The following is a 24332-nucleotide window of genomic DNA, read 5'->3' as shown; positions in this document are numbered from 1 at the left end:
TGACCACTAGCAGGCGCGTAGCGCCGTTCTAGCAAGCGGCGCAGCCGCGTCTAACTATTTAAACGCCAGTGTGTACCCCGCATTCGCCAGATACCCTGCTTCCTGCTCCAGATCAGCCTGTGTCAGTGGCTGATGGCTGAGCCAGTTGTCCGGGAAGACCAGCGTCAGTTCGTTGTCCTCTGCGGTCAGGTGGAAGGCGGGCAGGCGTTCACGGCTGCGGCTGCGGTTGAGTACAAAGGCCAGTCTTAAGAGTATGGTCAGACGGCTATAGTGCTTCGCCTCCCGAGGCAGTAGCTGATCAAAAGTAGCCGTCGGAAACTTACGCCGGTGTCCCTGTACGATAGCGGCCAGCTGGATCTGCTGTCGCTTGGTAAATCCAGGCAGGTCTGAGTTCAGTACCAGATAGGCACTGTGCTTATGGTATTGGCTATGGGCGATGGTCAGTCCGGTTTCGCAGCAACGTGCTGCCCAGCTGAGCATGTTGTGGTACTCGTTGTTATCCAACTTCCAGCTTTCTCTTACCTGTGTCAGTGAGATCAGCGCGGTCTGTTCAATGCGCATCGCCTGTTCCTGGTCCACTCGATAGCGTTGCATCATCGCATTGATACTGCGTTCACGAACGTCCTCGTGACGCAGCCGTCCGGCCATATCGTAGAGCAGGCCCTCCCGTAGTGCACCTTCAGAAAAACGGATCTCTTTGATCCCCAGCGATTCAAAGGCCGCGGATAAAATAGCGATACCGGCGGGGAATACCGAACGACGATCCTCTTTTAAGCCATCGATATCGATCTCATCGACATGGTTATAGCTGAGAATCTTCTCTTTCAGTTGTTGCAGCGCCGCAGCATTGACTTTGTCGGTTGCATAGCCGAGGGTGATACAGGCGTTGCGCACCGCTTTGATGGTTCCGGATGCGCCTACGCAATCTTCCCAGCCCAATTGCCGATAGGTGCGTTTAATGGTTAACAGTTCACGCAGCGCGCCAAACACCGCCAGCTGAAAGTTCTTTTCACTGATGACGCCATCCGGGAAATAACGGTTATTGAAGCTGACGCAGCCCATCTCCAGACTTTCCAGCTCCAGCGGTTCAAAGCGTTCACCAATAATAAACTCAGTGCTGCCGCCGCCGATATCGATTACCAGGCGGCGACCATTATCCCCCGCCAGGGTATGGGATACGCCCAGGTAGATCAGGCGGGCTTCCTCAATACCGGCGATCACTTCGATGGAGCAGCCCATAATCTTTTCCGCTTCGAGAATAAAATCATCACTGTTGACCGCTTCCCGCAGGGCATTGGTGCCGACAATCCTGATCTGTTGATCAGGGATATCCCGCACGCGCTGGGCGAAGCGTTCCATACACTCCAGCCCCCGTTGAATTGCCTCGGCGGATAATATGCGGTTTTCATCGAGACCGGCAGCCAGTTGAACCTTTTCAGATAAAAGATCGATCGGCTGAAGCTCGCCCTGAACAAGTTTTGCGACTACGATATGAAAGCTGTTGGAACCCAGGTCGATCGCGGCCAGTAGTGATTGCTCGCTTGGGCTGGTGGTTGTTTCCTGATTCATGTGCGTATGCTTCAAATAAGATAATAGACCCATCTTAACAGATATATGTTACTGATTAGAGAGGAACGCGCCGTGATATTGATGTCTGCGGTATTCCCTGCATATTCACAATCCTTTAATGACAGTGTTATGATCGGTAACTATTAATATTGAGTGAATCTCACTGTAGAGGCTTTTTATGAGTGAAAATATTGTTAATGTGACCGATGCTTCCTTTGAAGATGATGTATTGAAAGCCGACGGTCCGGTGCTGGTTGATTACTGGGCTGAGTGGTGTGGCCCATGCAAGATGATTGCGCCTGTATTGGAAGAGATTGCCAAAGATTATGATGGCAAACTGAAAGTATGTAAGCTGAACATTGATGAAAATAATGAAACGCCGCCAAAATTCGGTATTCGTGGCATTCCGACACTGATGCTGTTTAAGGATGGCAATGTTGAAGCGACTAAAGTGGGCGCGCTGTCTAAATCTCAGTTGGCCGCTTTCATTGAAGACAGTATTTAAACGCTGATTTTACGACCTTAGTCGGTAAAAAGTGCAGGGGGTGACCAGGATCATGGTTTGCTCCCTGATTTACTGGACTCTTTTTAACCAACGCATTATAGTGTCACTTCCAAACACCGGATTCTCTTCCAGGACACTTCACTTCCAGTACATTGGACAACTGCTCTGGTTAAGAACTCCGATTTCACTTTATCAATTCAATCTGATCTGGATAGTTCTTCATCTATTCCGTTCAAGGCACATTCTTGTCTTCCAACACTACACAAATACCTATGAATCTTACTGAACTTAAAAAGAAAAGCGTTCCCGATTTGCTAGAGATAGCAAAAGAGATGGGACTGGATAATCTGGGCCGTTCCCGTAAACAAGATGTTATTTTTGCAATTCTGAAGCGTCATGCTAAAGGTGGCGAAGATATCTACGGCGATGGCGTGTTGGAAATATTGCAGGATGGTTTTGGCTTTCTGCGATCGGCAGAAGGTTCATACCTGGCAGGCCCTGATGATATCTATGTATCACCGAGTCAGATCCGGCGCTTTAACCTGCGTACCGGCGATACGATTTCCGGTAAAATCCGTCCGCCAAAAGACAGCGAACGTTATTTTGCCCTGCTGAAGGTTGATCAGATCAACTTTGATAAGCCGGAAAATGCCAAGAACAAAATTCTGTTTGAAAACCTGACCCCGCTGTTTGCGCAGGAACGGTTGAAGATGGAACTGGGCAACGGTAGTACTGAAGACCTGACTGCCCGGGTAATCGACCTGGTTTGCCCGATGGGTAAAGGCCAGCGTGCGTTGCTGGTGTCCCCGCCAAAAGCGGGTAAGACCCTGATGCTGCAGAATATCGCTAACTCGATCAAACGTAACAATCCGGAAGTACACCTGATTGTATTGCTGATTGATGAGCGTCCTGAGGAAGTCACCGAGATGCAGCGCACCGTGCGCGGTGAAGTGGTCGCCTCGACTTTCGATGAGCCGCCGTCACGTCACGTGCAGGTTGCTGAGATGGTGCTGGAAAAGGCTAAGCGCCTGACTGAACACAAACAGGATGTGGTTATCCTGCTCGACTCCATTACCCGTCTGGCCCGTGCCTACAACACCGTGATCCCATCCTCCGGTAAAGTACTCACCGGTGGTGTCGATGCGCACGCGCTGGAACGTCCTAAGCGTTTCTTTGGTGCGGCCCGTAATATCGAAGAGGGTGGCAGCCTGACCATCATCGCTACCGCACTGGTTGATACCGGTTCGAAGATGGATGAGGTTATCTTTGAGGAGTTCAAAGGTACCGGTAACTCTGAAGTGCATCTGGACCGTAAAGTGGCAGAGAAGCGGGTTTATCCTGCCTTCAACATCCGCCGTTCCGGTACCCGTCGTGAAGATCTACTGACCTCTGAAGATGAACTGCAGCGCATGTGGATTCTGCGTAAGCTGCTGGATCCGATGGAAGACTCTGCCGCGATTGAGTTTGTCCTCGATAAGCTGAAAGACTTCAAGACCAACGACGAATTCTTCCTCTCGATGCGTCGTTCCTGATTCATATCTCTGTTCTGAAAGGGTAAGCTTAGCGCTTGCCCTTTTTTATTGCTGAAAATTATGTCGAACCTGAAATACAAAGACCTGCGAGATTTTATCCACAGCCTTGAAAAACAAGGTGAACTGGTGCGTATCAGCGTCGAAGTCGATCCCAATCTGGAGATGACCGAGATCTGTGACCGGACACTGCGGGCCGGTGGCCCGGCGCTGCTGTTTGAAAACCCCAAAGGCTATGATTATCCGGTACTGGCAAACCTGTTTGGTACGCCCAGACGGGTTGCGCTGGGGATGGGGCAGGAGGATGTTGCCAGTCTGCGGGAAGTGGGCAAACTGTTAGCGATGCTGAAAGAGCCTGAGCCACCCAAAGGGATGAAAGACGCCTGGGAGAAGCTGCCGATCTTTAAGCAGGTGCTGAATATGGGGCCGAAAAAGGTTCGTAACGCCGCCTGTCAGACCCATGTGATTGAGGGCGATGATGTTGACCTGGGTAAAATCCCGGTACAACGCTGCTGGCCCGGTGATGCCGGTCCACTGGTAACCTGGCCGCTGGTGATTACCCGGGGGCCGAACAAGTCCCGACAGAATCTGGGTATCTACCGCCAGCAGGTGATCGGTAAAAACAAACTGATTATGCGCTGGCTGGCACACCGGGGCGGTGCGCTGGATTTCCGTGAGTGGAAAGAGCAACACCCGGGCGAGAGATTCCCCGTTGCGGTGGCGCTGGGGGCTGATCCAGCCACCATTCTGGGCGCGGTTACGCCAGTGCCGGATACACTGTCAGAATACGCCTTTGCCGGGTTGTTACGCGGTGGTAAAACCGAAGTCACCCAGTGTATTGGCAGTGATCTGCAGGTGCCCGCGAGTGCCGAGTTTATTCTCGAAGGCTATATCGACCCGGAAGAGATGGCCGATGAAGGCCCGTTCGGTGACCATACCGGCTATTACAACGAGGTCGACAGCTTCCCGGTATTTACCGTTGAGCGCATTACCCACAGGCCCGATCCGATCTATCACAGCACCTATACCGGTCGTCCACCGGATGAACCCGCCGTGCTGGGGGTTGCACTGAACGAAGTGTTCGTGCCGATTCTGCAGAAGCAGTTCCCGGAAATTACCGATTTCTATCTGCCGCCGGAAGGCTGTTCCTACCGCATGGCGATAGTCACCATGAAAAAGCAGTATCCGGGTCATGCCAAGCGGGTGATGCTGGGCGTCTGGTCGTTCCTGCGGCAGTTTATGTACACGAAATTTGTCATTGTCTGTGATGATGATATTAACGCCCGGGACTGGAATGATGTGGTCTGGGCGATTACCACCCGGATGGACCCGATCCGCGATACCACCCTGATCGATAATACCCCGATCGACTATCTCGACTTTGCCTCACCGGTTTCTGGCCTCGGGTCAAAAATGGGGATGGATGCCACCAATAAGTGGCCTGGTGAAACTACCCGGGAGTGGGGTGAGCCGATTGTGATGTCGTCAGAGGTAAAACAGCGGGTCGATGATATCTGGGATCAGTTAGGCATTAAGTGTGACTGAGCGTTACCAGATTACCGTTAACGATCAACATGTTGTTGTGGCTGAGGCGGGGCTGTCGATCTTCGATAGTCTGCGCAACGCAGGTTATACCATGCGTTTCAGCTGTCGCAACGGCGTTTGTGAAATTTGTAAAGCAACCCTGATAGCGGGCAGTATCCGCCAGCGTTATCCCGAGCTGGAACTGCAATTAACCGAGGGCGACCAACCCTCGCAGATCTTTGCCTGTACCGCCGTGCCATACAGCGATGTCAGGGTGAACATTGATGGGCTGCTACGCCCTGGAGAGTTACGAGTGAAAAAACTGGTTTGTAGTATCGCCGCAGTTGAACAGCTGAGCCATGATGTATACCGGGTGCGCCTGCACCTGCCGGTCACCGGTCGACATGCGATTGAGTTCCATGCCGGGCAATATCTGGAGATAATCTTACCGGATCAGAGCCGTGCTGCGTTCTCAATCGGCAGTGCACCGGACTTCAGCAGTGATATTGAGCTGCATATCCGCCGCTTACCGGAAGGCGAGATGTCGATCGCCATCATGGAGCATCTGCAGAATAACCCCAGCGTTGAGATCGAACTGCCAAAAGGTGATTGCTATCTCGAAGCCGGATCATTAAACCCTGATACCACCATTATTCTGGCTGCTGCCAGCACCGGCTTCTCGCAGATCAAAAGTATTGCTGAACACCTGCTGGCCAACCAGGTATCTAACCCGATTCATATATACTGGGGTGCCCGGGTCGAAGCGGATTTCTATCTGGAAAAACTGCCGCTGCAATGGGCGGCTGAACACAAAAATGTTCACGTTCACCTGGTGGTGAGCGAACCCGGCAACAGCCCCGGTTGGGGGGGACGCACTGCGCTGCTACCGGAAGCGATAGTGGCCGATTTTGAAAACTTCGACAATGTTGAGGTGTTCACCAGTGGCTCACCGGCGATGGTGTATGCGCTGCTTGACGCGTGTGAGGCTAAGGGCCTGCAGGACTCGCAGATTCATTCTGACGTGTTTGCCTACGCTCCGAGGCAGTAGAGCAGAACGCAACGAAGAGCTAGAAAAAAGCCGTTGTTAGATCGTCGCTGCGCGACTGGCCAGACGCGGCTTCGCCGCTTGCTAGTTGTTAGAAAAAGCGTAAAAACATAAAAAGAAAGAGAGCCGTTGGCTCTCTTTTTTTGTGGAAGCACGCAAGCATCTCCTCTGTACTCGCGATGATAGGGTTTTCTGATCATCAGTTCCATACCGTGTTCGATCATCAGTTTCATACCGTGTTCAATCATCTGGTTTTGTTTCGGCATCAGATCCGCTTGACTCTCTATTGCTGTTTCTGTAATTTCTGTCATTACAGAAATTAAGGAATTTAATCATGGTTCTTTCACCGACGATGCAAAAATTTGTGCTTCACTGGGGCGAGATGGGATCGCGCTGGGGGGTTAATCGCACGGTGGCGCAGATACACGCACTGCTTTATCTGAGTAATGCGCCTCTGACAGCGGAAGAGATTAGCGAAACCCTGGGTGTGGCGCGCTCCAATGTCAGCACCAGTCTTAAAGAGCTGCAGTCCTGGGGGCTGATCAGGATTACTCACATACTCGGTGACCGGCGCGATCACTTTGACTCACATAAAGATGTCTGGGATATTTTCTTCATCATCATGGAGGAGCGTAAAAAACGGGAGCTGGATCCAACCCTCACCGCACTGCGCGAATGTGTACTGGATGCCGAAGCGGATCAACAGACCCCTGCTGAAACCAAAGTGCGTATCGAACAGACATTGGCGTTTCTGGAGCAATCGACCGGCTGGTTTGATCAGGTTAAAAAGATGGAGCGCTCTACTATTCTGAAGCTGCTGAAACTTGGCAGTAAAGTTCAGCGTTTTCTGGGCAAGAAGGAAAACTAAAATTTTCCTGTTTGTTTCTGTTTTTACAGAAATTAAAGAAAGGAAACTGCAATGAACATTCTGCTTACCGGTGCCAGCGGGTTTGTAGGTCAGCATCTCTATAGTCGATTACGGCAGGAAGGTCACCGGGTTGTGGCTGCGGTCAGGGATGCTGCGCAGTTCAGGAGGGTGTTTGCCGACGCTGAAACACTAACCGTAGATTATAGCCGGGATCACAGTGCCAACGTATGGCTCCCCCGGCTGAATGGTATCGATATGGTGATTAACGCCGTCGGTATTATTCAGGAAAGCGCTACGCAGCGTTTCAGCGATCTGCATCAGAAATCACCCTCTGCGTTGTTTGATGCCTGTGAACAGGTGGGCGTCCGGCGAGTGCTGCAGATCTCCGCCCTCGGCGCTGAGGCAAACGCCATAAGCCAGTATCATCAAAGCAAGTTTGCAGCGGATCAGCACCTGGCAGGTAAAGACCTGGACTGGACCATACTCAGGCCCTCTGTTGTGTATGGTCCGGGAGCAAAGAGTACCGCCTTTTTCCGGGCGCTGGCTGCCCTGCCTGTAACGCCTCTGGTTAATGCCGGAGAGCAGCGGATTCAGCCGATTCATATAGATGATCTGGTTAAGGCCGTCATCGTCTGTATTGGGGATGACAAAACCCACAGGTCGCAGATTGACCTGGTTGGCCCGCAACCGTTGAGCTTTAAAGCATACCTGCAATACCAGCGGCAGTGGTTAGGCCTGGGTGATCTGCGACCGCTATTAATTCCGTATCGCCTGGCGCAGCCCTTAGTAAAGCTTGGTGGGTGGCTGAAAACAGGCCCTGTTAATGCTCAATCTCTGGATATGCTGATACAGGGCAACACCGCGCCGGTTGAACCGCTGGTTGAGCAGTTAGGGTTTACGCCCCGCAGTGTCGAGAGCGAGCTGCAACGAATCCCGTCACAAGTTGCCGATCGCTGGTATGCGGGTCTCTATTTTATGCCCGGCGTATTACACGGCTGTATCGCGCTGCTATGGATAATGACTGGCCTGTGTTCGCTGCTGTTCTATCCGGAGGCAAAGAGCCTGGAGATCCTGTTTCAGGCGGGTATTGAAGGGCTTCCCGCCACGCTATCACTGTATGCAGGCGGAGCGATAGATCTGCTGCTGGGATTGGCGATGTTGCATAACCGCTGGCTGAAGGCGGCGCTGATAGGGCAGTTGCTGCTCACCATCGCGTATACATTGATTATTAGTTGGCTGCTACCCGAATTATGGCTGCATCCGTTTGGCCCGGTGACCAAAAACCTGCCACTGATGACAGCTACCCTCTGTTTACTGGTGATATGGAGAAAAGTGTAATGGAATACCTGATTATTAAATGGCTGCACATACTCAGCGCTATCCTGCTGTTTGGCACAGGATTAGGCAGCGCTTTTTATAAACTGTTTACCGATCTGAGTGGCAATCTGGAAGCGATCAGCGTGACCAATCGGTTAGTCGTTAAAGCCGACTGGATCTTCACCACGCCTACTGTCATTATTCAGCCGATTACCGGTTTCTGGATGCTGTCTCTGGCCGGGATGTCACTGGAACAAACCTGGCTATGGCTGAGTATCGCACTCTATCTGCTAGCGGGTGCCTGCTGGCTGCCGGTGGTGGTACTGCAGATTAAAATGCGTAACCAGGCCGACCATTGTAGAAAGACTGCTCAACCCCTGCCTGAGAGCTACTATACCCAGTTAAAAATCTGGGTCGCACTGGGTATTCCAGCATTTTTTGCAATGGTTGCGGTGACTGCACTGATGGTGCTTAAGCCGGTATAAACGCTTTTTTAGAACGCAACGAAGAGCTAGAAAAAAGCCGTTGTTAGATCGCCGCTGCGCGACTGGCTAGACGCGGCTTCGCCGCTTGCTAGTGGTTAGATAGAAAAAGCGTCAAAGCATAAAAAAGAGAGCCGTTGGCTCTCTCTTTTTTTGTAGTAGGGGCTAGCATTGCATTAAGGTGATCTGCTTACTTTTACCAGTAATACTTTGACAGCTTTATCCATGTAGAGATAAGTTGTTTCGTCTATTCAGAGAGATGCGGTTTTAACATGAGCGATATAAAGCAAAAGATAGCCCTGTTTATCGACGCGGATAACGCCCCGGCAAGTAAGTTCGATGTGGTTCTGAGTGAAGTTGCAAAATATGGCGTGGTGACTATTCGTAAGGCTTACGGCAACTGGAAATCCCCGACACTCAAATCGTGGGAAGAGCTGCTGCATGAATATGCTATTCAGCCGGTACAGCAGTACGATTTAATCAAAGGGAAGAATGCCTCTGACATCGCACTGGTGATTGATGCAATGGATGTTATGTATACCAAAGATATCGACGTCATGTGTTTTATTACCTCAGACTGTGATTTTACCCCGATGGTTACCCGGGCATTAGCTGAAGGTAAGGTTGTGCTGGGGTTTGGTGAACGTAAGACGCCTTCCCCTTTTGTGAATGCCTGCTCCAAATTTCTCTTTCTGGATCAGCCGGAAACCGTCGAAAATGCCAGCACCGTCAAACCTAAAAACATCAAATCCGATACCAAGCTGATCAACCTGTTGCGCCAGGCGATTGCAGCCACGGAAGATGAAGACGGCTGGGCTGCGCTAGGCCCGGTGGGTGCCAATATCTCCAACAGAACGTCATTTGACTGCCGCAACTATGGCTATAAAAACCTCAGCAGTCTGTTTAAAGAGGTTGATCTGTTTGAGCTGAAACGGGGCTCGGGCCGATCCTTTATGGTTAGGGATGCGAGGAAGGGTAAAAAAACGTAAGACCGCAACGAAGAGCGCGTTGCTTGCTAGATCGTCGCTGCGCGACTGGCTAGACGCGGCTTCGCCGCTTGCTAGTGGCTGGAAAAATCGCTATCCAGCTTAGCGTGGTGTTTTCCAGGCATCGACGATATAGCGGGCTAAGGCATTTCCCGCAGGGCCTAGCTCCTTGCGATGTTCGAAGAGTAACTGATACTCACCAATCTCAGGTAACCCCAGTTTAGCGTCGACCGGGACAAAAGGGGCGCGCATATGACTTAGGGGTAATGGCGCGATCGCCAGGTCTGCCTCCACTGCGGCCTGCATACCTGAGCTCTGATCGCAGGTATAGGCGATGCGGTATTCAATGTCCTGCTTGTCCAGTGCTTCGAGAGCCATGGTGCGCCAGCAGCATCCCCGGCTGGCAACTGCCAGTGGCAGAGGGGTTTTCTCGACCGCCAGTCCGCCACTGCGACAGGCCCAGATGAGCGGTTCAGTAAAAACAATCTCCCCGCGAGTCGGGTCCTGACCGACATTGCCAGCGGTTAACAACGCCATGTCCAGTTCACCCGTGTCCAACAGGGATAACAGCTCGGTACTGCTACCGGCGATGACATTGACGGCGACAGCGGGATGAGAGCGTGCGAACTGTGCCAGAACCTTCGGCAGCACTCCGGTCGCAAGGTCTTCCGGAGAGCCAAAGCAGACGGTTCCTTCGATGGTGGGCGTCACGAACTGACTGACCGCCTCTTCATTCAACCTGAGCAACCGCCGACTATAGCTGAGTAATACCTCGCCTTCAGAGGTTAAGCGAACCTGTCTTGCTTCGCGAAGAAACAGGCTTTTGCCCAGGGTTTCCTCAAGACGCTTGATCTGCATGCTGACGGCGGCGGGAGAGCGAAACACCTGTTCGGCCGCGCGGGTAAAACTTCCACTTTCGGCAATGGCGACAAACGAGCGAAGCAGGTCGAACTCCAGTAGTGGAGGGGTACTTGCAAACAGAGCCATAACTACACCGTTAAGATTTTCTGAATCTTGAGTTTAGTGTTTTTAGTTTGATTAAACAATGAGTGGGATTCATCATCTGTTCTGAGATCGCGACTCGATAAACAATTTTGCTAACTACAGGCACGCTGTCATACAGACGGTGAGGAGATACCGCTATGCGTAGTCATGATCTTGTGATGAATAAAACATCGCCCCTTACAATTAAATCCAGATCAGAAAACGTTCGCTTCCGGTTTAATCGATTGGCATTTATCCAGATATTGCGTCAACGCTACGATGCTTACTGTCGCAGAGCGGTATTATTAGACCTGCTTCGTTATGATGATCATATGCTGGACGATATGGGCCACAACCGGCAGGATTTACTGGCGATAGCGAAATTACCCCTGAGTGCGGATGCGGATGAAGCGCTAAGGCAGCTAAGATCAGACCGCAACGGAAAGCGCATTGCTTGCTAGACGGGCTTCGCCCTTGCTAGACCGTCGCTTCGCGACTAGCTAGTTGTTAGAAAAAGCGTAAGAACAAAAAGAAAGAGAGCGGTTGGCTCTCTTTTTTGTGGGGAGACGCGAACATGGCCATAGATTGCCGGCGGGACCTACCTCTTTTTGAGTAATTGAACCGGGTTTATGTTTCAGGCACACTCAGGTTAATGGAGGTCTGAGCCAACTGCTCAGATCTCATTGATTTTAAACGTCTCTTAGCGACTGGATTATTTCAACGTACCGTTCCCGCTGTGGGTCGAAGGTATTACGCTAGGCTAATCTTAAGGCTCTTATAATGATCACCCTGAACACGCCTGTTGCGTTTAATGACCCGCTACCCGATGAAGTTGATGTGGTGGTGATTGGTGGTGGGGTTATCGGTATTTTCTCTGCTCTGAATATTGTGCGTTCGGGGCTGAGTGTGATGGTGATCGAAAAAGGCCGTATTGCCGGAGAGCAGTCGTCACGTAACTGGGGCTGGATCAGACAACATGGTCGTGATGCCGCAGAGCTGCCAATTATGATGGAAGCTTCCCAGCTATGGGAGGCTTTTGATAAAGAGGTTAAAGGCCGCACCGGGTTTCAGCGGGTCGGGGTGATGTATCTGTCACAAACCGACGCGGCGCAGGCGCAACGGGAAGCGTGGCTGAGTATTGCCGCAGCCCATGGCGTCGATACCGTGGCATTGTCCAGCGCCCAGCTAAAACAACATATTCAACAGGACCCGCGGGCAAAAAATACCTGGGTCGGCGCGACCTATACCGCCAGTGATGCCCGCGCCGAGCCATGGATTGCGGTGACGCGCCTTGCCGATGCGCTGGCAACGAAGGGGTTCTTATCCGGGAAAACTGCGCCGTGCGCACGCTGGATATCGAGGCGGGGCAGATTACCGGGGTGATCACTGAGGCTGGCCGCATCAGAACATCGCAGGTTGTCGTCGCCGGGGGCGCCTGGTCATCCCTGTTCTTGCGCCGCCACGGTATCAATATCCCCCAGCTATCGGTACGCGCCTCCGTTGCCAGAACCGCGCCGCTGCAAAGTATCACCACCGCCAGTTTTGCGGATAAAAAACTGGCGGTGCGACGCCGCAATGATGGCGGTTACACCCTCGCACTCACCGATTCCCATGATCACTTTATCGGTCCGGATTCGTTTCGTTTATTACCTAAGTGGCTCAGAACGGGACTGCAAAACTATCATGAGATCCGGCCCTGGATAAACGAAATCGCCCACTCACCGGATGCCTGGCGGGTACAACGCCACTGGAGCGCCGATGAGATCACCCCCTTCGAGCTCACCCGCGTCCTCGATCCCGCCCCCGCCAAAGGCAAGGTGAAAGTGATGCAACAGCGTTTCGCAGAGCGGTTCCCACAGATCGGCATCCCTCCCATACTGGATGCCTGGGCGGGCATGATCGATGCGATGCCCGATATCGTCCCTATCGTCGACAGAGTCCCCGATCTGGAAGGCCTTATCGTCGCCACCGGCATGAGCGGCCACGGCTTTGGCATCGGCCCCGCCTTCGGCAGAATCGTCTCTCAGATCGTCAATAAACAAGAGAGTCAGCATGATTTGTCGCGCTTTCGGTTTTCCCGGTTCTCGGATGGCAGCCAGCTCGAAATTGGGCCTAATGTTTAAAGGCAGTTGTTAGAACGCAACGAAGAGCGCGTTGCTCGCTAGACGGGCTTCGCCCTTGCTAGACCGTCGCTTCGCGACTCGCTAGTCGTTAGAAAAAGCGTAAAAGCAAAAAGAAAGGGAGCTAGGCTTTGATATTTTTGAGACCTGTTTCATTACCGCAGTAGTCTATTCCCAGGCAGTAATGCCCGGCTGCATAGAAAGGGAATAGGTCAGTGCCAGATTCTGGATTCGGTTTATTTATCTGCAAAATACAAGACCTGATCCAGTCTACCCCAAAAAATGTTCAATTAACTAAAGTTATCATCTATGATAACACAAGGATGTGAAGTGACATGGGAAGTTGATTTTTATGATGGTGTAGAAGATGCCATCCTGGCGATGCCGCCAAAGATTCAAGCGCGGATGCTGAAGTTGTTGGAACTGATAGAAGAGCACGGAGCGAATCTGGGATCTCCTAATACTGAGTCAATGGGCGATGGTTTGTTTGAGATTCGGGCTAAGGCAAAAGAGGGTATAGGTCGGGGTCTCTTTTGCTACATGAATGGGCCTCATGTCATGATACTTCACGCATTTGTTAAGAAGTCACAAAAGACACCAAAGCCAGATTTGAAACTAGCCAGAGACCGAATGAAAGAGGTGAAAAAATGAGCCTTCAGCGATTAAAAGAACGTGCGCTTCAGAATGATGACGTGCGTCGTGAGTACGATGCACTGGAGAGCGAGTTTACCCTGATCAGTCAGTTACTTCATATGCGCAAAGCCGCAGGCCTGACTCAAGAGCAGGTCGCAGTCTTAATGCATACGAAGAAAAGTAATATCTGCCGCCTTGAGAAAGGTGCTGTAACGCCAAAAGTGGACACCTTGCAGCGATACGCTAACGCGTGTGGCTTCGAATTGCATATGTCGTTTGAGCCTCAAGCGGTTAACTAGTCGGTAGAACGCAACGAAGAGCGCGTTGCTCGCTAGACCGTCGCTTCGCGACTCGCTAGTCGTTAGAAAAAGCGTAAAAGCAAAAAGAAGGGGGCCGTTGGCTCTCTTTAGCACCTATCATTAAGCAATTGCCCCCACTTTCTCTTTCAGGCACACTCAGTGGATGGATATGTGTAGTTCCACTATACAAACTGACCAATGAGCCCGCTCATTTTCAGTGGACGAGAATGAAGTAGCTGCCATAAAGCTTTTCTCTCTATATTGATTTTCAATTAGTAATAGTGCCTATTTTTTAAGCCTCAGTATAAAGAATAATATTGGTATATTGTATGAGAGAGGGAAATCGTGAAGATAGATATACATGTTCATACTAAAAAGTCTAAACAAGGTGATGCGCATTCAAGGGAAATTGATCCCGAGCGTTTCGCTGAGGTAGTCCAGTCTACTAATGTAGAGATTATAGCTATAACTAACCATAATATCTTCGATCTTGAACAGTTTAATATGATGGAAGAGCAACTGGGCGGAGCAGCTCAAATTTGGCCGGGGATCGAGCTAGATGTTGTAGATGATGATAAAAGATCCCATTTGATTGTGTTAGTTTCCCCAGATAAACGAGATGAATTTAGTGAGCTAGTTGATAAAGCTAATGAAAAATATACACCGGATGATTTTACCATTTCTTTAGAAAATACTGTTGCTTTCTTTAATGATCTTGATCCGATATATATTGCACATTACTTAGGTAAAAAGCCTGATATGGGGGAGGCTAGCATAGAAAAGCTATTGTCTTTGGGAGTTAACTCTAAACGAGTTATTAAGGAAGCAACTAACTCAATATCCGCTGGTATATTTATTGCGCACGGACATACTTCAATTTACGGTTCAGACATTCAAGATTGGGATAATTATTCAGAAGAAGCTGATAGACTTCCCGAATTGAGACTTCCTGTAGAGAGTTTCGAACACTTTTGCCTTCTTCTAGAAAAAGATATTTCCACGATAGACACTGCCATTCAGAGAAAACACTCTGAAACACTTAAATTACAGCCTTTTGAAGATGCTACACAAATTTCTATCAAAGCATTTAACGATATTAACGTGTTCTTTGGTCCAAAAGGAACAGGCAAAACCAAGATACTTGAAGCGATTGCAAGACATTATTCGAGCAATGGAATAAGGGCTACTGTGTTTGAATCAGCACCAGATAAACTAGCAGATAGATTTGATCTTCTTGGAAAGAATATCGAACAGGATGTTGAGCTAGGAATCATTGATGATTGTAAAGCAGAAATAAGTCGGATCAAGGGAGCTAAAGAGTCAGATATAACAAGTTTGTATAAGTACCGAGATTATTTTAACACTGAAAGTAAAAATAAAAACGCTAAAATAATGAAAATAAAGGATATTCCTTCCGCTTCATCGGAGGCTTCTTCTAAAAAATTTGGCGAGTACACTGGTGCACTCTCAAAAGTGGAAGACATGATTGAATTTATTACTTCTAATATCCCTGTTATTGAGGTTACTAATCAGGCAGTACGTACAAAATTGCTCGTGCACTTATCCGCAATGATCTTGGGATTGAAGGGCGGTTCTTGGAATCTATACTCTGATTGGAAGAGTGCTGAATTGATAAATTCAGCTTCAAATTGTTTCCGAAATGAGATTTCTCGAAAAACTGGGGCATTGAGTAAGCCTACTGAAACTGGATTCAAACGGTTCGCCAGAAACAGGTTGTCTATTTGTCGAGATGTTCAAAAAATATATTCTAATATTGAAAAAGTCATTGAAAATAAGATAGAGACTGTAGGCTCACTCGGGATAGATAAAGGTTATCTAGAGTGTGTTACTAGTTTCAAACTCCACGATGGAATGATACGCGACTCACGCTACATTCCTATAAAATCTTTACGTAAAGGGGACCAAAAGAGTTTCGTTAATGTAGTTAGAGTAATTAAGGATAATGCTTTTTCTGACAATTTATTCGACTATATCACTGAGTTGAATTCAATTGAGGAAGTTGGAAGGATCACGGTCGTATCTGATTTACTGTTATTCTGGAGGCGCTTTACTTTAGGTGGTGAAGAATATTCACCTTCAAATGGTGAGTGTTCTATGCTTAATCTTCATAGTGAGTTGGCAGAAGATAAAGAAATTTATATATTGGATGAGCCTGAAAGAAGCTTAGGGAATGAATATATAAATGACGTGATTATTCCTCTTATTAATGATAAGGCAAAGTTGGGAAAGAAAGTTTTTATTTCCACACATGATGCAAATATTGCCGTTAGAACCTTGCCCTATAACTCAATATATCGCTGTCATGATGAAAATGGTTATGAAACATATGTAGGTAATCCATTTTCTAATAATTTAGTTTGTCTTGAAAATCAGAATAAAATTTTAGACTGGAAGCAGACTAGTATGAAAACTTTAGAGGGAGGGGAAAGTGCATTTGGAGAAAGAGGAAAAATATATGGAAGTCGTTGAAGCTGTTTTGACTACGATTGATGATAAGTACTTTATCAGTATTGGTGGGGATCCTACTATTTTGATTCCAATATCCGATGATGATGCTAATGCAGTTAAATCGGCATTTAATTTATTAATAGAACGTTTGAAGAGGGGGGCTTTCTCTATTAATTTTCAAGGTTCTAATAAGGATCTATTCAATCAAGTTGCTCAAGAGTACATCGAACAGTTGAATGGCGAGTTAGCTGATGTTTATGAGGAAATGAAAACATATGGATTTGCTAACTAATTTTCAAAATACCGATTAGTAGAAGTAGATCAATAACCGCTTTCTTTCAAGTCAACAATTGTTCTTTGCTTAAGGAGGGAGTATCTATAATAAACTATATTCAAATTACTCTTCAAAAAAGAGAGCCTCCCGGCTCTCTTTAATCTTTTGATCTTTAAGCTTTTTCTAGCGACTAACCACTAGCAAGTCGCGAAGCGACGTCTAGCCACTTCTTAGCCTTTAGTGAAGCTCCTCATACTTCCGTTGAATAGCCATCAACGCAGGCTGCGCTTCCAGCGGAGCGTAGGCGATCGCCTGGTCGAACAGGTCTTTGTTCTCGTCGGAGAGGCGTTCATCTTCATTCATGGCAGAGAGTTTCTGCATCGCTTCGATAAACTTGGGGTGTTGTTTCTGTTTTTTGGCCGGTTTCATAGGAACTACCTCCGTAAGTTGGCGACGTGTATCGCGGCGTTAGCCTAGGTGCGATAGAGGGTCTGAATAAGATGAAAACCAAACTTCGTTTTCACCGGTCCGTGGATCTCCAATACTTTCTTACGGAAAACCACATCGTCGAACGCTTTCACCATGGTGCCGGGCCTGAATTCGCCGAGATCACCACCCCGTTTGGCAGAGTTACACAGAGAGTGTTTTTTTGCCAGACGGGCAAAGTCCTCCCCTTTCTCCAGTTGTTGCTTCAGCTTGTCGGCCTCAGCTTTGGTCTTCACCAGAATATGCCGTGCCGATGCTACAGCCATATTAAAATACCTTACTTAAGACAGTAAAATGTTTTTACAACATTCTCACTTTAAAACGACGGCCTTTGATCTTGCCATCCACCAGTCGACTGTGGGCTTTACGGGCTTCATCCCGTTTCACGGCCACGTAGGCAGCATAGTCATAGATGTCGATTTTGCCGACCGCGCTGCCATCAATGCCCGCTTCACCGGTCAGCGCGCCGAGGATGTCGCCGGGACGTATCTTATCTTTTCGACCACCGGCGATGCAGAGAGTTCGCATCACCGGTTTAACCGGTTCCCCTGAGCTGGTTTTTTTCAGGCTGCTGAGGGATTTGGTCTCCAGCGTCTGCGACAGGTATTCACTGATGGTTTCCAGCTTATAGTCTTCAGAGTCGCGGTAGAGGCTGATCGCCATGCCCTCTTTGCCCGCCCGGCCGGTACGGCCGATACGGTGGACATAGATCTCCGGATCACGGGGCAGATCGTAGTTGATCACCAGCGACAGATCGCTGATATCCAGCCCGCGGGCAGCGACATCGGTGGCGATGAGGATGGTGTTGCTGCGGTTGGCGAACTGCACCAGCACCTGATCACGGTCGCGCTGTTCCAGATCACCGTGCAGGGCGGCAGCGAAGTAGCCCAGGTTGCGCAGATGATCGGATACCTCTCGACACTGGTCTTTGGTGTTGCAGAAAATTACGGTGGATTCCGGGTTGAAATGGCTGAGTATCCGTGCCAACGCATCCGGTTTTTTGGTCTGCTCCAGGGCGTAGAACGATTGCTCGATCTGGCTGGTGCTGTGTACCGCTTCCACGGTGACCTCAACAGGGTCAACCTGCAGGTCGGCGCTGAGTTTTTTAATGCCATCGGGATAGGTGGCGGAAAACAGCAGGGTCTGGCGCTTTTTCGGTGTGTTTCTGATCACCCCTTCGATCTGCTCGTAGAAGCCCATATCCAGCATCCGGTCGGCTTCATCCAGCACCACGGTGTTGCAGCGGGACAGGTCCAGCTTGCCTTTGCGGATCAGGTCCTGAATCCGCCCGGGGGTGCCCACCACGATATGCGCACCATGTTCCAGTGAACCGATCTGCGGCCCAACGGATTGTCCACCACAGAGAATCACCAGCTTAAGGTTATCTTTAAACCGCGCCAGACGACGAATCTCCTGAGCGACCTGGGTGCTGAGCTCGCGGGTGGGGCAGAGTACCAGTGCCTGAGTGCCGAAATCCCGCTGATTGATCTTTAACAACAAGCCGATGGCAAAGGCGGCGGTTTTGCCGCTGCCGGTCTTGGCCTTGGCGATAATATCTTTATCGGCCAGCACATGGGGCAGACTGCCCGCCTGGATCGGCGTCATCTCGTTGTAGCCAAGGTCAGCCAGGTTGCTGAGCATCGCGGGGGGGAGGTTCAGGGAGGCAAAAGAGGTATCAAACACGGTGTACTCGGGATAAGAATTTAATTGGCCGCCAGTATACCTGAAATGGCCGGTCTCTGCTGCCCTGAAGCCGCCGCTGGCGGGTAATAATTCTCAGGGCGTGAGGCTGTCCAGCATGGCGGTCGCGGGCAGCAGAAATTCGCTGATATCGCCATCCAGCTTGAGCGTGAGCAACTCATCGGCGCGGGTTTTACCCTGGGTGATGGCGACAATGGGGATATTCAGCTTAACCGCCTGTTTACAGAAGCGGAAGCCGGAATACACCATCAGTGAGGAGCCCACCACCAGTAGCGCATCGGACTGTTGCAAACTGTCGAGGGCCGTGAATACCCGCTCTTTCGGTACATTATCGCCGAAGAACACCACATTGGGCTTGAGCATACCGCCACAGGCGGGGCAGTCGGTCACCCTGAAACGGCTGAAATCGATGCCTTCCAGATCGGCATCGCCGTCCGGTGCAGCGGTCGCGGTATACTCTCTGAACGCTGGGTTTGCTTCGGCCATCAACTGATGCACGTGGTTACGTTGATGCAGTGTGTGACAGTCCATACAGATCACCTGGTCAGAGCGGCCGTGCAGGTCGATCACCCGCTGCTGACCCGCCTGCTGATGCAGCCGGTCGACGTTCTGGGTGACCAGCTGGCGGCAGTAACCCTTCGCTTCTAACCGTTGCAGACTCTGATGCACCGTATTGGGCCGGGCATTGGCCATCAGCGGCCAGCCCACCAGACTGCGCGCCCAGAACCGTTGCCGGGTGGCGTGGCGGGTGAGAAAGTCACGGTGCTGCACCGGGGGCTGGCGTTTCCAGTCGCCGTTTTTGTCGCGGTAATCGGGAATGCCGGACGCAGTGCTGCAGCCCGCGCCGGTGAGGATAAATAACCGGGGATGCTGCTGAATAAAGTCGCTGAGGGCGTTTGCTGTCGAATGGGTCATAGGTTCAGTGTAATCGGTGAGGTCTCTCAGGCCAACGGAAATAGCTATCAAGGATACGTGTTTCAGTGATGAGTTGGTTCACTATGATCTTAATAAGCAAACCGTTCAATCGCCTGTCTCACCTGGGTTAACGCCTCTTCGAGGGCGTCGATCGCCACCGATCCCAGTGCCAGCCGAATTGCATGGGGGACATGTTCAGTCACGGCGAACGGTTCTGCGGTAGAGACTGAGATATTCGACTTCATGAGAGTCATCACCACCTGATCCGCCCGTACCTCCTCTGGCAGCGTTAACCAGACAAAATAGGATGCGGGGTGGCTGATCAGGGATAGTCCGTTCAGCACCTCTCTGGCAATTCTCTGGCGGGCCTGAGCATCCCGGCGCTTCTCTGTTTCAAGCCGTGCGACCGTGCCATCCTCTATCCAGCCACAGCTGATCGCCGTCATCAGACTGGGGGTATTCCAGGTGGTGGCGCGGATAGTGCGTTCTAGCGCTGGAATCCAGCGCTCAGGGGCAGCGATAAAGCCGATTCGAAAGCCGGTGGCCACGCTTTTGGATAGCCCGGAGACGTATACGGTTAACTCCGGTGCCAGGGTGGCCAGCGGCGGCGGTGGGTTATCGGCAAGAAACGCGTAAGCGGCATCTTCGATGATCAGCAGATCGTGGTGGCGGGCGATAGCGATTAAGCGTTGCCGCTGCTCAAGGTTCATCACCCAGCCCAGCGGGTTATGCAGTGTTGGCATGCTATACAGCGCGCGGATCGGCCGCTGCCTGCAAAGTTTTTCCAACGTCTCAAGATCGGGTCCTGTGGCGGTGACCGGTATTGCCACCAGTTCCAGTCGATGTACCGCCGCCAGCACCTTAAAACCTGAGTAGGTGAGCGCATCAACGGCCACCACATCACCGGGATTAAGGAGTGACATTACGGTGGTTGCCAGCCCGTGCTGGGCACCGCTGACAATCAGCAGCTGCTCTGCGGGTATTGACAGCCCGCGGTCTTCGAGATGCCGGGCTATGATGGCTCTTTCATGCAGACGACCGGCATGGGGCTGATAGTGCAGCAGGGACGCCAGGTCGCCGGAGATCGATAGTTGCCGCAGGGCCTGACGCAGCATGTCGGTCTGACCGGGGATGGATGGTGAGTTGAAGTTAAGGTCGATCATCCCCTCTGTTGTTGGGGGCTGATCGATGCCATGGCTCAGTGGCAGGGCGGTTTCTCTGACAAAGGTTCCGCGGCCGGTTTCGCCGCTAACCAGCCCCATTCGCTCCAGTTCAGCATAGACCCGGGAGGCGGTCACCAGTGCCAGACCTTCTTCGGCCGCCAGCTGGCGGTGGGTGGGTAACCGGGTGCCAGGCGGCAGCCTGCCCGAACGGATCTCGCCAGCAAACCGGTCAACCAGCTGTTTATAACGGGCGCGGGGCATCTTCAGTTGTATCCATGACGATTTTTTTATTGTCATGAATTTAGGCCATACAATGCGGCAACACAACTGACTAAATGTAAGAAATAATTTAAGTACTGATGAGGAGAGCGGCTATGCATATTGCGATTCTGACCTTCGATGGTTTCAACGAGCTGGACTCGCTGATCGCCCTGGGGATTCTCAACCGGGTGAAGCGCCCGGACTGGCGGGTCTCAATTGCCAGCCCGACTGAGCGGGTCGAGTCGATGAACGGTGTGGTGCTGCAACGGCATATTTCGCTCAGTGAGGCTAGCAGTGCCGATGTGGTGTTGGTGGGCAGTGGCATGAAAACCCGCGACGTCGTGGCGGACAGGTCGATCATGTCGCAGCTCAGTCTGGAGCCGGAACGACAGCTGATCGGCGCGCAGTGCTCGGGGGCGTTGCTGCTGGCTGAGCTGGGGCTGCTGCATGATCTGCCGGTGTGTACCGATCTGACCACGAAGCCCTGGGTGCAGGAAACTGGTGCTGAGGTGCTGAATCAGGCGTTTTTTGCCCGGGGAAATATCGCCAGTGCGGGTGGATGTCTGGCTTCACAGTACCTTGCCTGCTGGGTGTTGGCACGACTGGAGGGTGTTAAGGTGGCTGAAGAGGCGATTCACTATGTCGCCCCGGTGGGGGAGAAAGCGGAGTATGTTAATCGGACGATGGCGAATATCTCACCCTACTTATAAATCGGATCGGGAGACAAAAAAAACCGCGCAGTGCGCGGTTTTAATCGTTAAAGCTTATGTTCCGAACTTATACCCCGAGCTTATGCTCCGAACTTATACCCCGAACTTAGCCTTCGCTTCCAGACGGCGGCGGTGCAGCACCGGCTCAGTATAGCCGTTTGGCTGAACCCGCCCCTGAATCACCAGCTCCAGTGCGGCCTGGAAGGCGACACTGTCGTCGAAGTTGGGTGCCATCGGACGGTACAGGGGATCGCCAGCATTCTGCTGATCAACCACGGCGGCCATCCGCTGCATCGTTTCCAGCACCTGCGCTTCAGAACAGATACCGTGATGCAGCCAGTTAGCGATATGCTGGCTGGAGATCCGCAGCGTGGCACGGTCTTCCATCAGGCCGACATTGTTGATGTCAGGCACTTTAGAGCAGCCGACGCCCTGATCGATCCAGCGCACCACGTAGCCCAGAATACCCTGGGCATTGTTATCCAGCTCGTTCTGAATCTCTTCGGCAGACCAGCTTGGATTGCTGGCAACCGGGATGGTGAGAATGTCGTCCAGATTGGCGCGTGGACGGCTTTTCAGCTCATCCTGACGGGCGAACACATCAACCTTGTGATAGTGCAGTGCGTGCAGTGCGGCGGCGGTAGGCGATGGCACCCAGGCGGTGTTCGCGCCGGACAGCGGGTGGCCGATCTTGGCGCTCAGCATGTTCGCCATCTGATCCGGGATCGCCCACATACCTTTACCGATCTGGGCACGGCCCTGCAGGCCACAGGCCAGGCCGTTATCCACGTTCCAGTCTTCATAGGCACCGATCCAGGCGGCGGCTTTCATCTCGCCTTTGCGGATCATCGGGCCAGCTTCCATGGAGGTGTGGATCTCATCACCGGTGCGATCAAGGAAGCCGGTGTTGATGAACACCACGCGGTCTTTGGCGGCGCGGATACACTCTTTCAGGTTGACAGTGGTACGGCGCTCTTCATCCATGATGCCCATTTTCAGGGTGAAGCGCTCCAGCCCCAGGACATCTTCGATACGGCCAAACAGCTCGTTGGCGAAAGCCACCTCTTCGGGGCCGTGCATCTTCGGTTTAACGATATACATCGAGCCGGTGGTGGTGTTGCTGAACTGACCGTTACCCTTAACGTCGTGGATTGAGATCAGGCTGGTGACCATGCCATCGAGAATACCCTCTGGGATCTCGTTGCCCTCTTTGTCGAGAATAGCGTTGTTGGTCATCAGATGGCCGACGTTGCGGACAAACATCAGGCTGCGGCCTTTGAGGCGGACTTCTGAACCATCAACACCAATATATTCACGGTCTGGATTCATGCGGCGGGTGAAGGTTTTGCCACCTTTGGTCACCTCTTCGGTGAGGTCGCCCTTCATCAGGCCCAGCCAGTTTTTGTAGGCAACCACTTTATCGTCTGCATCAACGGCGGCAACCGAATCTTCGCAGTCCATAATCGCGGTTAGCGCGGCTTCCACGATGATATCGCTGATACCGGCGGCATCGGTTGAGCCGATCTGGCTGCTGCGGTCGACTTTAACATCCAGGTGCAGACCGTTGTGTTGCAGCAGGATAGAGTCGGGGGCGCTGATATCACCGAGGTAGCCGACCAGCTGCGATTCATTCTGCAGACCGGTTTCACTGCCATCGGTGAGGGTAACCACCAGTTTGCCGTCATGGATGCTGTAACGCACGGAGTCTTTGTGGCAGCCAGATGCCAGTGGTGCCGCTTCATTGAGGACATTGCGGGCAAATTCGATCACTTTAGCGCCGCGCACCGGGTTGTAGCCTGCAGTAATCTCTGCGCCGTCGGCTTCGGAGATTGCGTCGGTGCCGTATAGCGCATCGTACAGGCTACCCCAGCGGGCATTGGCCGCATTCAGGGCGAAACGGGCGTTCATCACCGGTACCACCAGCTGTGGGCCCGCCATGGTGGCCATTTCCGGGTCAACATTGCTGGTGGTGGCGGAAAAATCTTCGCCCTCTGGCAGCAGGTAACCGATCTCCTGCAGGAATGACTTGTAGGCAGCGAAATCTAAACCGTTGGTGCGGTTTTCACGGTGCCAGTTGTCGATCTGCTCCTGGATCGCATCGCGTTTTGCCAGCAGTGCGAGGTTTTTCGGTGCAAGGTCGTGAACAACCGCATCCAGGCCGGACCAGAACTGTTCTTCAGTTACGCCGGTGCCCGGAATAACCTGCTGGTTAATAAAGTTATACAGCGCTTCAGCAACCTGCAGGCCGCCTGTGTGTATCCGTTGACTCATAAGGTACTGCCTCATTGTAATCGTCCCGAATCTGGCGCGAGGCAACCAGACCAGGTCTTTTTTTGTATGCCGCAATCCGGTGGCTCCTATCAGCGCTGCCGGCATTGTGGCTTGTGCGTTGCAACAATATCGCACTTTGCAAGCGCTGTCGCCCCTGAGCAATGCTAAAGTATGAAGCCTGCTGGTGGTTTGGTGCAGGTATTCATTTCACATTGTGGAAT

General features: G+C 51.4%; 23 protein-coding genes and 1 pseudogene. 15 read left to right on the top strand and 9 right to left on the bottom strand.

Annotated features, from left to right (window positions below):
* Nucleotides 1–54: 54 nt before the first annotated feature.
* Nucleotides 55–1569, bottom strand: coding sequence for an exopolyphosphatase (gene ppx / locus ACQY8X_RS15945; protein WP_428036134.1), 1515 nt, complete (start codon nt 1567–1569; stop codon nt 55–57).
* A gap of 178 nt (nt 1570–1747) precedes the next feature.
* On the opposite strand from ppx, the gene trxA reads away from it, so the two are divergent.
* From trxA to ACQY8X_RS15925, 4 genes are all read left to right on the top strand, one after another.
* Entirely contained in the window at nt 1748–2074 is a 327-nt protein-coding gene (gene trxA / locus ACQY8X_RS15940; RefSeq protein WP_428036133.1) for a thioredoxin family protein, read from the top strand.
* 272 nt (nt 2075–2346) lie between these two features.
* Complete coding sequence (gene rho, locus ACQY8X_RS15935; RefSeq protein ID WP_428036132.1) at nt 2347–3606, top strand: transcription termination factor Rho; 1260 nt, start codon at nt 2347–2349, stop codon at nt 3604–3606.
* Between the two features lie 60 nt (nt 3607–3666).
* Entirely contained in the window at nt 3667–5148 is a 1482-nt protein-coding gene (ubiD, locus tag ACQY8X_RS15930; RefSeq protein WP_428036131.1) for a 4-hydroxy-3-polyprenylbenzoate decarboxylase, read from the top strand.
* A complete protein-coding gene (locus ACQY8X_RS15925) occupies nt 5141–6175 on the top strand; it encodes an FAD-binding oxidoreductase (RefSeq protein ID WP_428036130.1) in 1035 nt (344 codons plus the stop codon). Before ubiD ends, ACQY8X_RS15925 begins: the two co-directional genes overlap by 8 nt.
* On the opposite strand, the gene ACQY8X_RS15920 is transcribed toward ACQY8X_RS15925, so the two are convergent.
* Nucleotides 6157–6483 carry a hypothetical protein gene (locus tag ACQY8X_RS15920; protein ID WP_428036129.1) on the bottom strand — a complete coding sequence of 109 codons (327 nt, stop codon included), beginning with the start codon at nt 6481–6483 and terminating at the stop codon, nt 6157–6159. The two genes, ACQY8X_RS15925 and ACQY8X_RS15920, sit on opposite strands and share 19 nt — an antisense overlap.
* Before the next feature lie 23 nt (nt 6484–6506).
* On the opposite strand from ACQY8X_RS15920, the gene ACQY8X_RS15915 reads away from it, so the two are divergent.
* From ACQY8X_RS15915 to ACQY8X_RS15900, 4 genes are all read left to right on the top strand, one after another.
* Nucleotides 6507–7040 (top strand): GbsR/MarR family transcriptional regulator, encoded by a 534-nt coding sequence (locus ACQY8X_RS15915; protein WP_428036128.1) that lies wholly within the window; start codon nt 6507–6509, stop codon nt 7038–7040.
* A gap of 51 nt (nt 7041–7091) precedes the next feature.
* Entirely contained in the window at nt 7092–8378 is a 1287-nt protein-coding gene (locus tag ACQY8X_RS15910; protein ID WP_428036127.1) for an SDR family oxidoreductase, read from the top strand.
* Entirely contained in the window at nt 8378–8842 is a 465-nt protein-coding gene (locus ACQY8X_RS15905; protein WP_428036126.1) for a DUF2269 family protein, read from the top strand. The genes ACQY8X_RS15910 and ACQY8X_RS15905 overlap by 1 nt, the downstream gene beginning before the upstream one ends.
* Before the next feature lie 269 nt (nt 8843–9111).
* The gene (locus ACQY8X_RS15900) at nt 9112–9828 is read left to right on the top strand and encodes an NYN domain-containing protein (RefSeq protein WP_428036125.1); all 717 of its coding nucleotides are present in this window, start codon (nt 9112–9114) and stop codon (nt 9826–9828) included.
* A gap of 99 nt (nt 9829–9927) precedes the next feature.
* On the opposite strand, the gene ACQY8X_RS15895 is transcribed toward ACQY8X_RS15900, so the two are convergent.
* Nucleotides 9928–10812: a LysR substrate-binding domain-containing protein gene (locus tag ACQY8X_RS15895; RefSeq protein ID WP_428036124.1), complete on the bottom strand. Its 885-nt coding sequence runs from the start codon at nt 10810–10812 to the stop codon at nt 9928–9930.
* Between the two features lie 155 nt (nt 10813–10967).
* Between ACQY8X_RS15895 and ACQY8X_RS15890 the strand changes: the two genes are divergently transcribed.
* The 6 genes and pseudogenes from ACQY8X_RS15890 to ACQY8X_RS15865 all read left to right on the top strand — a co-directional run bounded on the left by ACQY8X_RS15890 (nt 10968) and on the right by ACQY8X_RS15865 (nt 16622).
* Nucleotides 10968–11270, top strand: a complete 303-nt coding sequence (locus tag ACQY8X_RS15890; protein ID WP_428036123.1) for a hypothetical protein — start codon at nt 10968–10970, stop codon at nt 11268–11270.
* Between the two features lie 319 nt (nt 11271–11589).
* Nucleotides 11590–12932 (top strand): annotated as a pseudogene (locus ACQY8X_RS15885) (NAD(P)/FAD-dependent oxidoreductase).
* Between the two features lie 327 nt (nt 12933–13259).
* Nucleotides 13260–13580 (top strand): type II toxin-antitoxin system RelE/ParE family toxin, encoded by a 321-nt coding sequence (locus ACQY8X_RS15880; protein WP_428036122.1) that lies wholly within the window; start codon nt 13260–13262, stop codon nt 13578–13580.
* Nucleotides 13577–13861, top strand: coding sequence for a helix-turn-helix domain-containing protein (locus ACQY8X_RS15875; RefSeq protein ID WP_428036121.1), 285 nt, complete (start codon nt 13577–13579; stop codon nt 13859–13861). Before ACQY8X_RS15880 ends, ACQY8X_RS15875 begins: the two co-directional genes overlap by 4 nt.
* Nucleotides 13862–14206: 345 nt before the next feature.
* A complete protein-coding gene (locus tag ACQY8X_RS15870) occupies nt 14207–16351 on the top strand; it encodes a hypothetical protein (protein ID WP_428036120.1) in 2145 nt (714 codons plus the stop codon).
* The gene (locus tag ACQY8X_RS15865) at nt 16338–16622 is read left to right on the top strand and encodes a hypothetical protein (protein WP_428036119.1); all 285 of its coding nucleotides are present in this window, start codon (nt 16338–16340) and stop codon (nt 16620–16622) included. The genes ACQY8X_RS15870 and ACQY8X_RS15865 overlap by 14 nt, the downstream gene beginning before the upstream one ends.
* A 219-nt stretch (nt 16623–16841) precedes the next feature.
* Here ACQY8X_RS15865 and ACQY8X_RS15860 read toward each other — a convergent pair whose 3' ends face one another.
* The 5 genes from ACQY8X_RS15860 to ACQY8X_RS15840 all read right to left on the bottom strand — a co-directional run bounded on the left by ACQY8X_RS15860 (nt 16842) and on the right by ACQY8X_RS15840 (nt 21166).
* On the bottom strand, nt 16842–17033 hold the full coding sequence (locus ACQY8X_RS15860) for a hypothetical protein (protein WP_091354847.1): 192 nt from the start codon (nt 17031–17033) through the stop codon (nt 16842–16844).
* A 44-nt stretch (nt 17034–17077) separates the two neighbouring features.
* On the bottom strand, nt 17078–17356 hold the full coding sequence (locus ACQY8X_RS15855; RefSeq protein ID WP_205211959.1) for a peptidylprolyl isomerase: 279 nt from the start codon (nt 17354–17356) through the stop codon (nt 17078–17080).
* 34 nt (nt 17357–17390) lie between these two features.
* On the bottom strand, nt 17391–18773 hold the full coding sequence (dbpA, locus tag ACQY8X_RS15850; protein WP_428036118.1) for an ATP-dependent RNA helicase DbpA: 1383 nt from the start codon (nt 18771–18773) through the stop codon (nt 17391–17393).
* 93 nt (nt 18774–18866) lie between these two features.
* The gene (locus ACQY8X_RS15845; RefSeq protein WP_428036117.1) at nt 18867–19706 is read right to left on the bottom strand and encodes an NAD-dependent protein deacetylase; all 840 of its coding nucleotides are present in this window, start codon (nt 19704–19706) and stop codon (nt 18867–18869) included.
* Nucleotides 19707–19795: 89 nt separating this feature from the next.
* Nucleotides 19796–21166 (bottom strand): PLP-dependent aminotransferase family protein, encoded by a 1371-nt coding sequence (locus ACQY8X_RS15840; protein ID WP_428036116.1) that lies wholly within the window; start codon nt 21164–21166, stop codon nt 19796–19798.
* A gap of 77 nt (nt 21167–21243) precedes the next feature.
* On the opposite strand from ACQY8X_RS15840, the gene ACQY8X_RS15835 reads away from it, so the two are divergent.
* Nucleotides 21244–21840: a DJ-1/PfpI family protein gene (locus ACQY8X_RS15835; RefSeq protein ID WP_428036115.1), complete on the top strand. Its 597-nt coding sequence runs from the start codon at nt 21244–21246 to the stop codon at nt 21838–21840.
* A gap of 93 nt (nt 21841–21933) precedes the next feature.
* On the opposite strand, the gene ACQY8X_RS15830 is transcribed toward ACQY8X_RS15835, so the two are convergent.
* Nucleotides 21934–24111: a malate synthase G gene (locus ACQY8X_RS15830; RefSeq protein ID WP_428036114.1), complete on the bottom strand. Its 2178-nt coding sequence runs from the start codon at nt 24109–24111 to the stop codon at nt 21934–21936.
* Between the last annotated feature and the right edge of the window lie 221 nt (nt 24112–24332).

Origin of the sequence: Amphritea sp. (assembly GCF_050300915.1) — a bacterium.
Lineage (GTDB): Bacteria > Pseudomonadota > Gammaproteobacteria > Pseudomonadales > Balneatricaceae > Amphritea.
Note: the sequence above shows the minus strand (reverse complement) of the source record. Positions and strands in the feature narration are given on the sequence as shown.

What these genes read in the sequence shown, in the direction of transcription:
- trxA (WP_428036133.1), top strand. Translation starts at nt 1,748, where the DNA reads ATGAGTGAAAATATTGTTAATGTGACCGATGCTTCCTTTGAAGATGAT.
- ACQY8X_RS15905 (WP_428036126.1), top strand. Translation starts at nt 8,378, where the DNA reads ATGGAATACCTGATTATTAAATGGCTGCACATACTCAGCGCTATCCTG.
- rho (WP_428036132.1), top strand. Translation starts at nt 2,347, where the DNA reads ATGAATCTTACTGAACTTAAAAAGAAAAGCGTTCCCGATTTGCTAGAG.
- ACQY8X_RS15900 (WP_428036125.1), top strand. Translation starts at nt 9,112, where the DNA reads ATGAGCGATATAAAGCAAAAGATAGCCCTGTTTATCGACGCGGATAAC.
- ACQY8X_RS15835 (WP_428036115.1), top strand. Translation starts at nt 21,244, where the DNA reads ATGCATATTGCGATTCTGACCTTCGATGGTTTCAACGAGCTGGACTCG.
- ACQY8X_RS15845 (WP_428036117.1), bottom strand. Translation starts at nt 19,706, where the DNA reads ATGACCCATTCGACAGCAAACGCCCTCAGCGACTTTATTCAGCAGCAT.
- ACQY8X_RS15890 (WP_428036123.1), top strand. Translation starts at nt 10,968, where the DNA reads ATGCGTAGTCATGATCTTGTGATGAATAAAACATCGCCCCTTACAATT.
- ACQY8X_RS15855 (WP_205211959.1), bottom strand. Translation starts at nt 17,356, where the DNA reads ATGGCTGTAGCATCGGCACGGCATATTCTGGTGAAGACCAAAGCTGAG.
- ACQY8X_RS15830 (WP_428036114.1), bottom strand. Translation starts at nt 24,111, where the DNA reads ATGAGTCAACGGATACACACAGGCGGCCTGCAGGTTGCTGAAGCGCTG.
- ACQY8X_RS15910 (WP_428036127.1), top strand. Translation starts at nt 7,092, where the DNA reads ATGAACATTCTGCTTACCGGTGCCAGCGGGTTTGTAGGTCAGCATCTC.
- ACQY8X_RS15865 (WP_428036119.1), top strand. Translation starts at nt 16,338, where the DNA reads ATGGAAGTCGTTGAAGCTGTTTTGACTACGATTGATGATAAGTACTTT.
- ACQY8X_RS15840 (WP_428036116.1), bottom strand. Translation starts at nt 21,166, where the DNA reads ATGACAATAAAAAAATCGTCATGGATACAACTGAAGATGCCCCGCGCC.
- ACQY8X_RS15920 (WP_428036129.1), bottom strand. Translation starts at nt 6,483, where the DNA reads ATGACAGAAATTACAGAAACAGCAATAGAGAGTCAAGCGGATCTGATG.
- ppx (WP_428036134.1), bottom strand. Translation starts at nt 1,569, where the DNA reads ATGAATCAGGAAACAACCACCAGCCCAAGCGAGCAATCACTACTGGCC.
- ACQY8X_RS15875 (WP_428036121.1), top strand. Translation starts at nt 13,577, where the DNA reads ATGAGCCTTCAGCGATTAAAAGAACGTGCGCTTCAGAATGATGACGTG.
- ACQY8X_RS15915 (WP_428036128.1), top strand. Translation starts at nt 6,507, where the DNA reads ATGGTTCTTTCACCGACGATGCAAAAATTTGTGCTTCACTGGGGCGAG.
- ACQY8X_RS15860 (WP_091354847.1), bottom strand. Translation starts at nt 17,033, where the DNA reads ATGAAACCGGCCAAAAAACAGAAACAACACCCCAAGTTTATCGAAGCG.
- ACQY8X_RS15895 (WP_428036124.1), bottom strand. Translation starts at nt 10,812, where the DNA reads ATGGCTCTGTTTGCAAGTACCCCTCCACTACTGGAGTTCGACCTGCTT.
- ubiD (WP_428036131.1), top strand. Translation starts at nt 3,667, where the DNA reads ATGTCGAACCTGAAATACAAAGACCTGCGAGATTTTATCCACAGCCTT.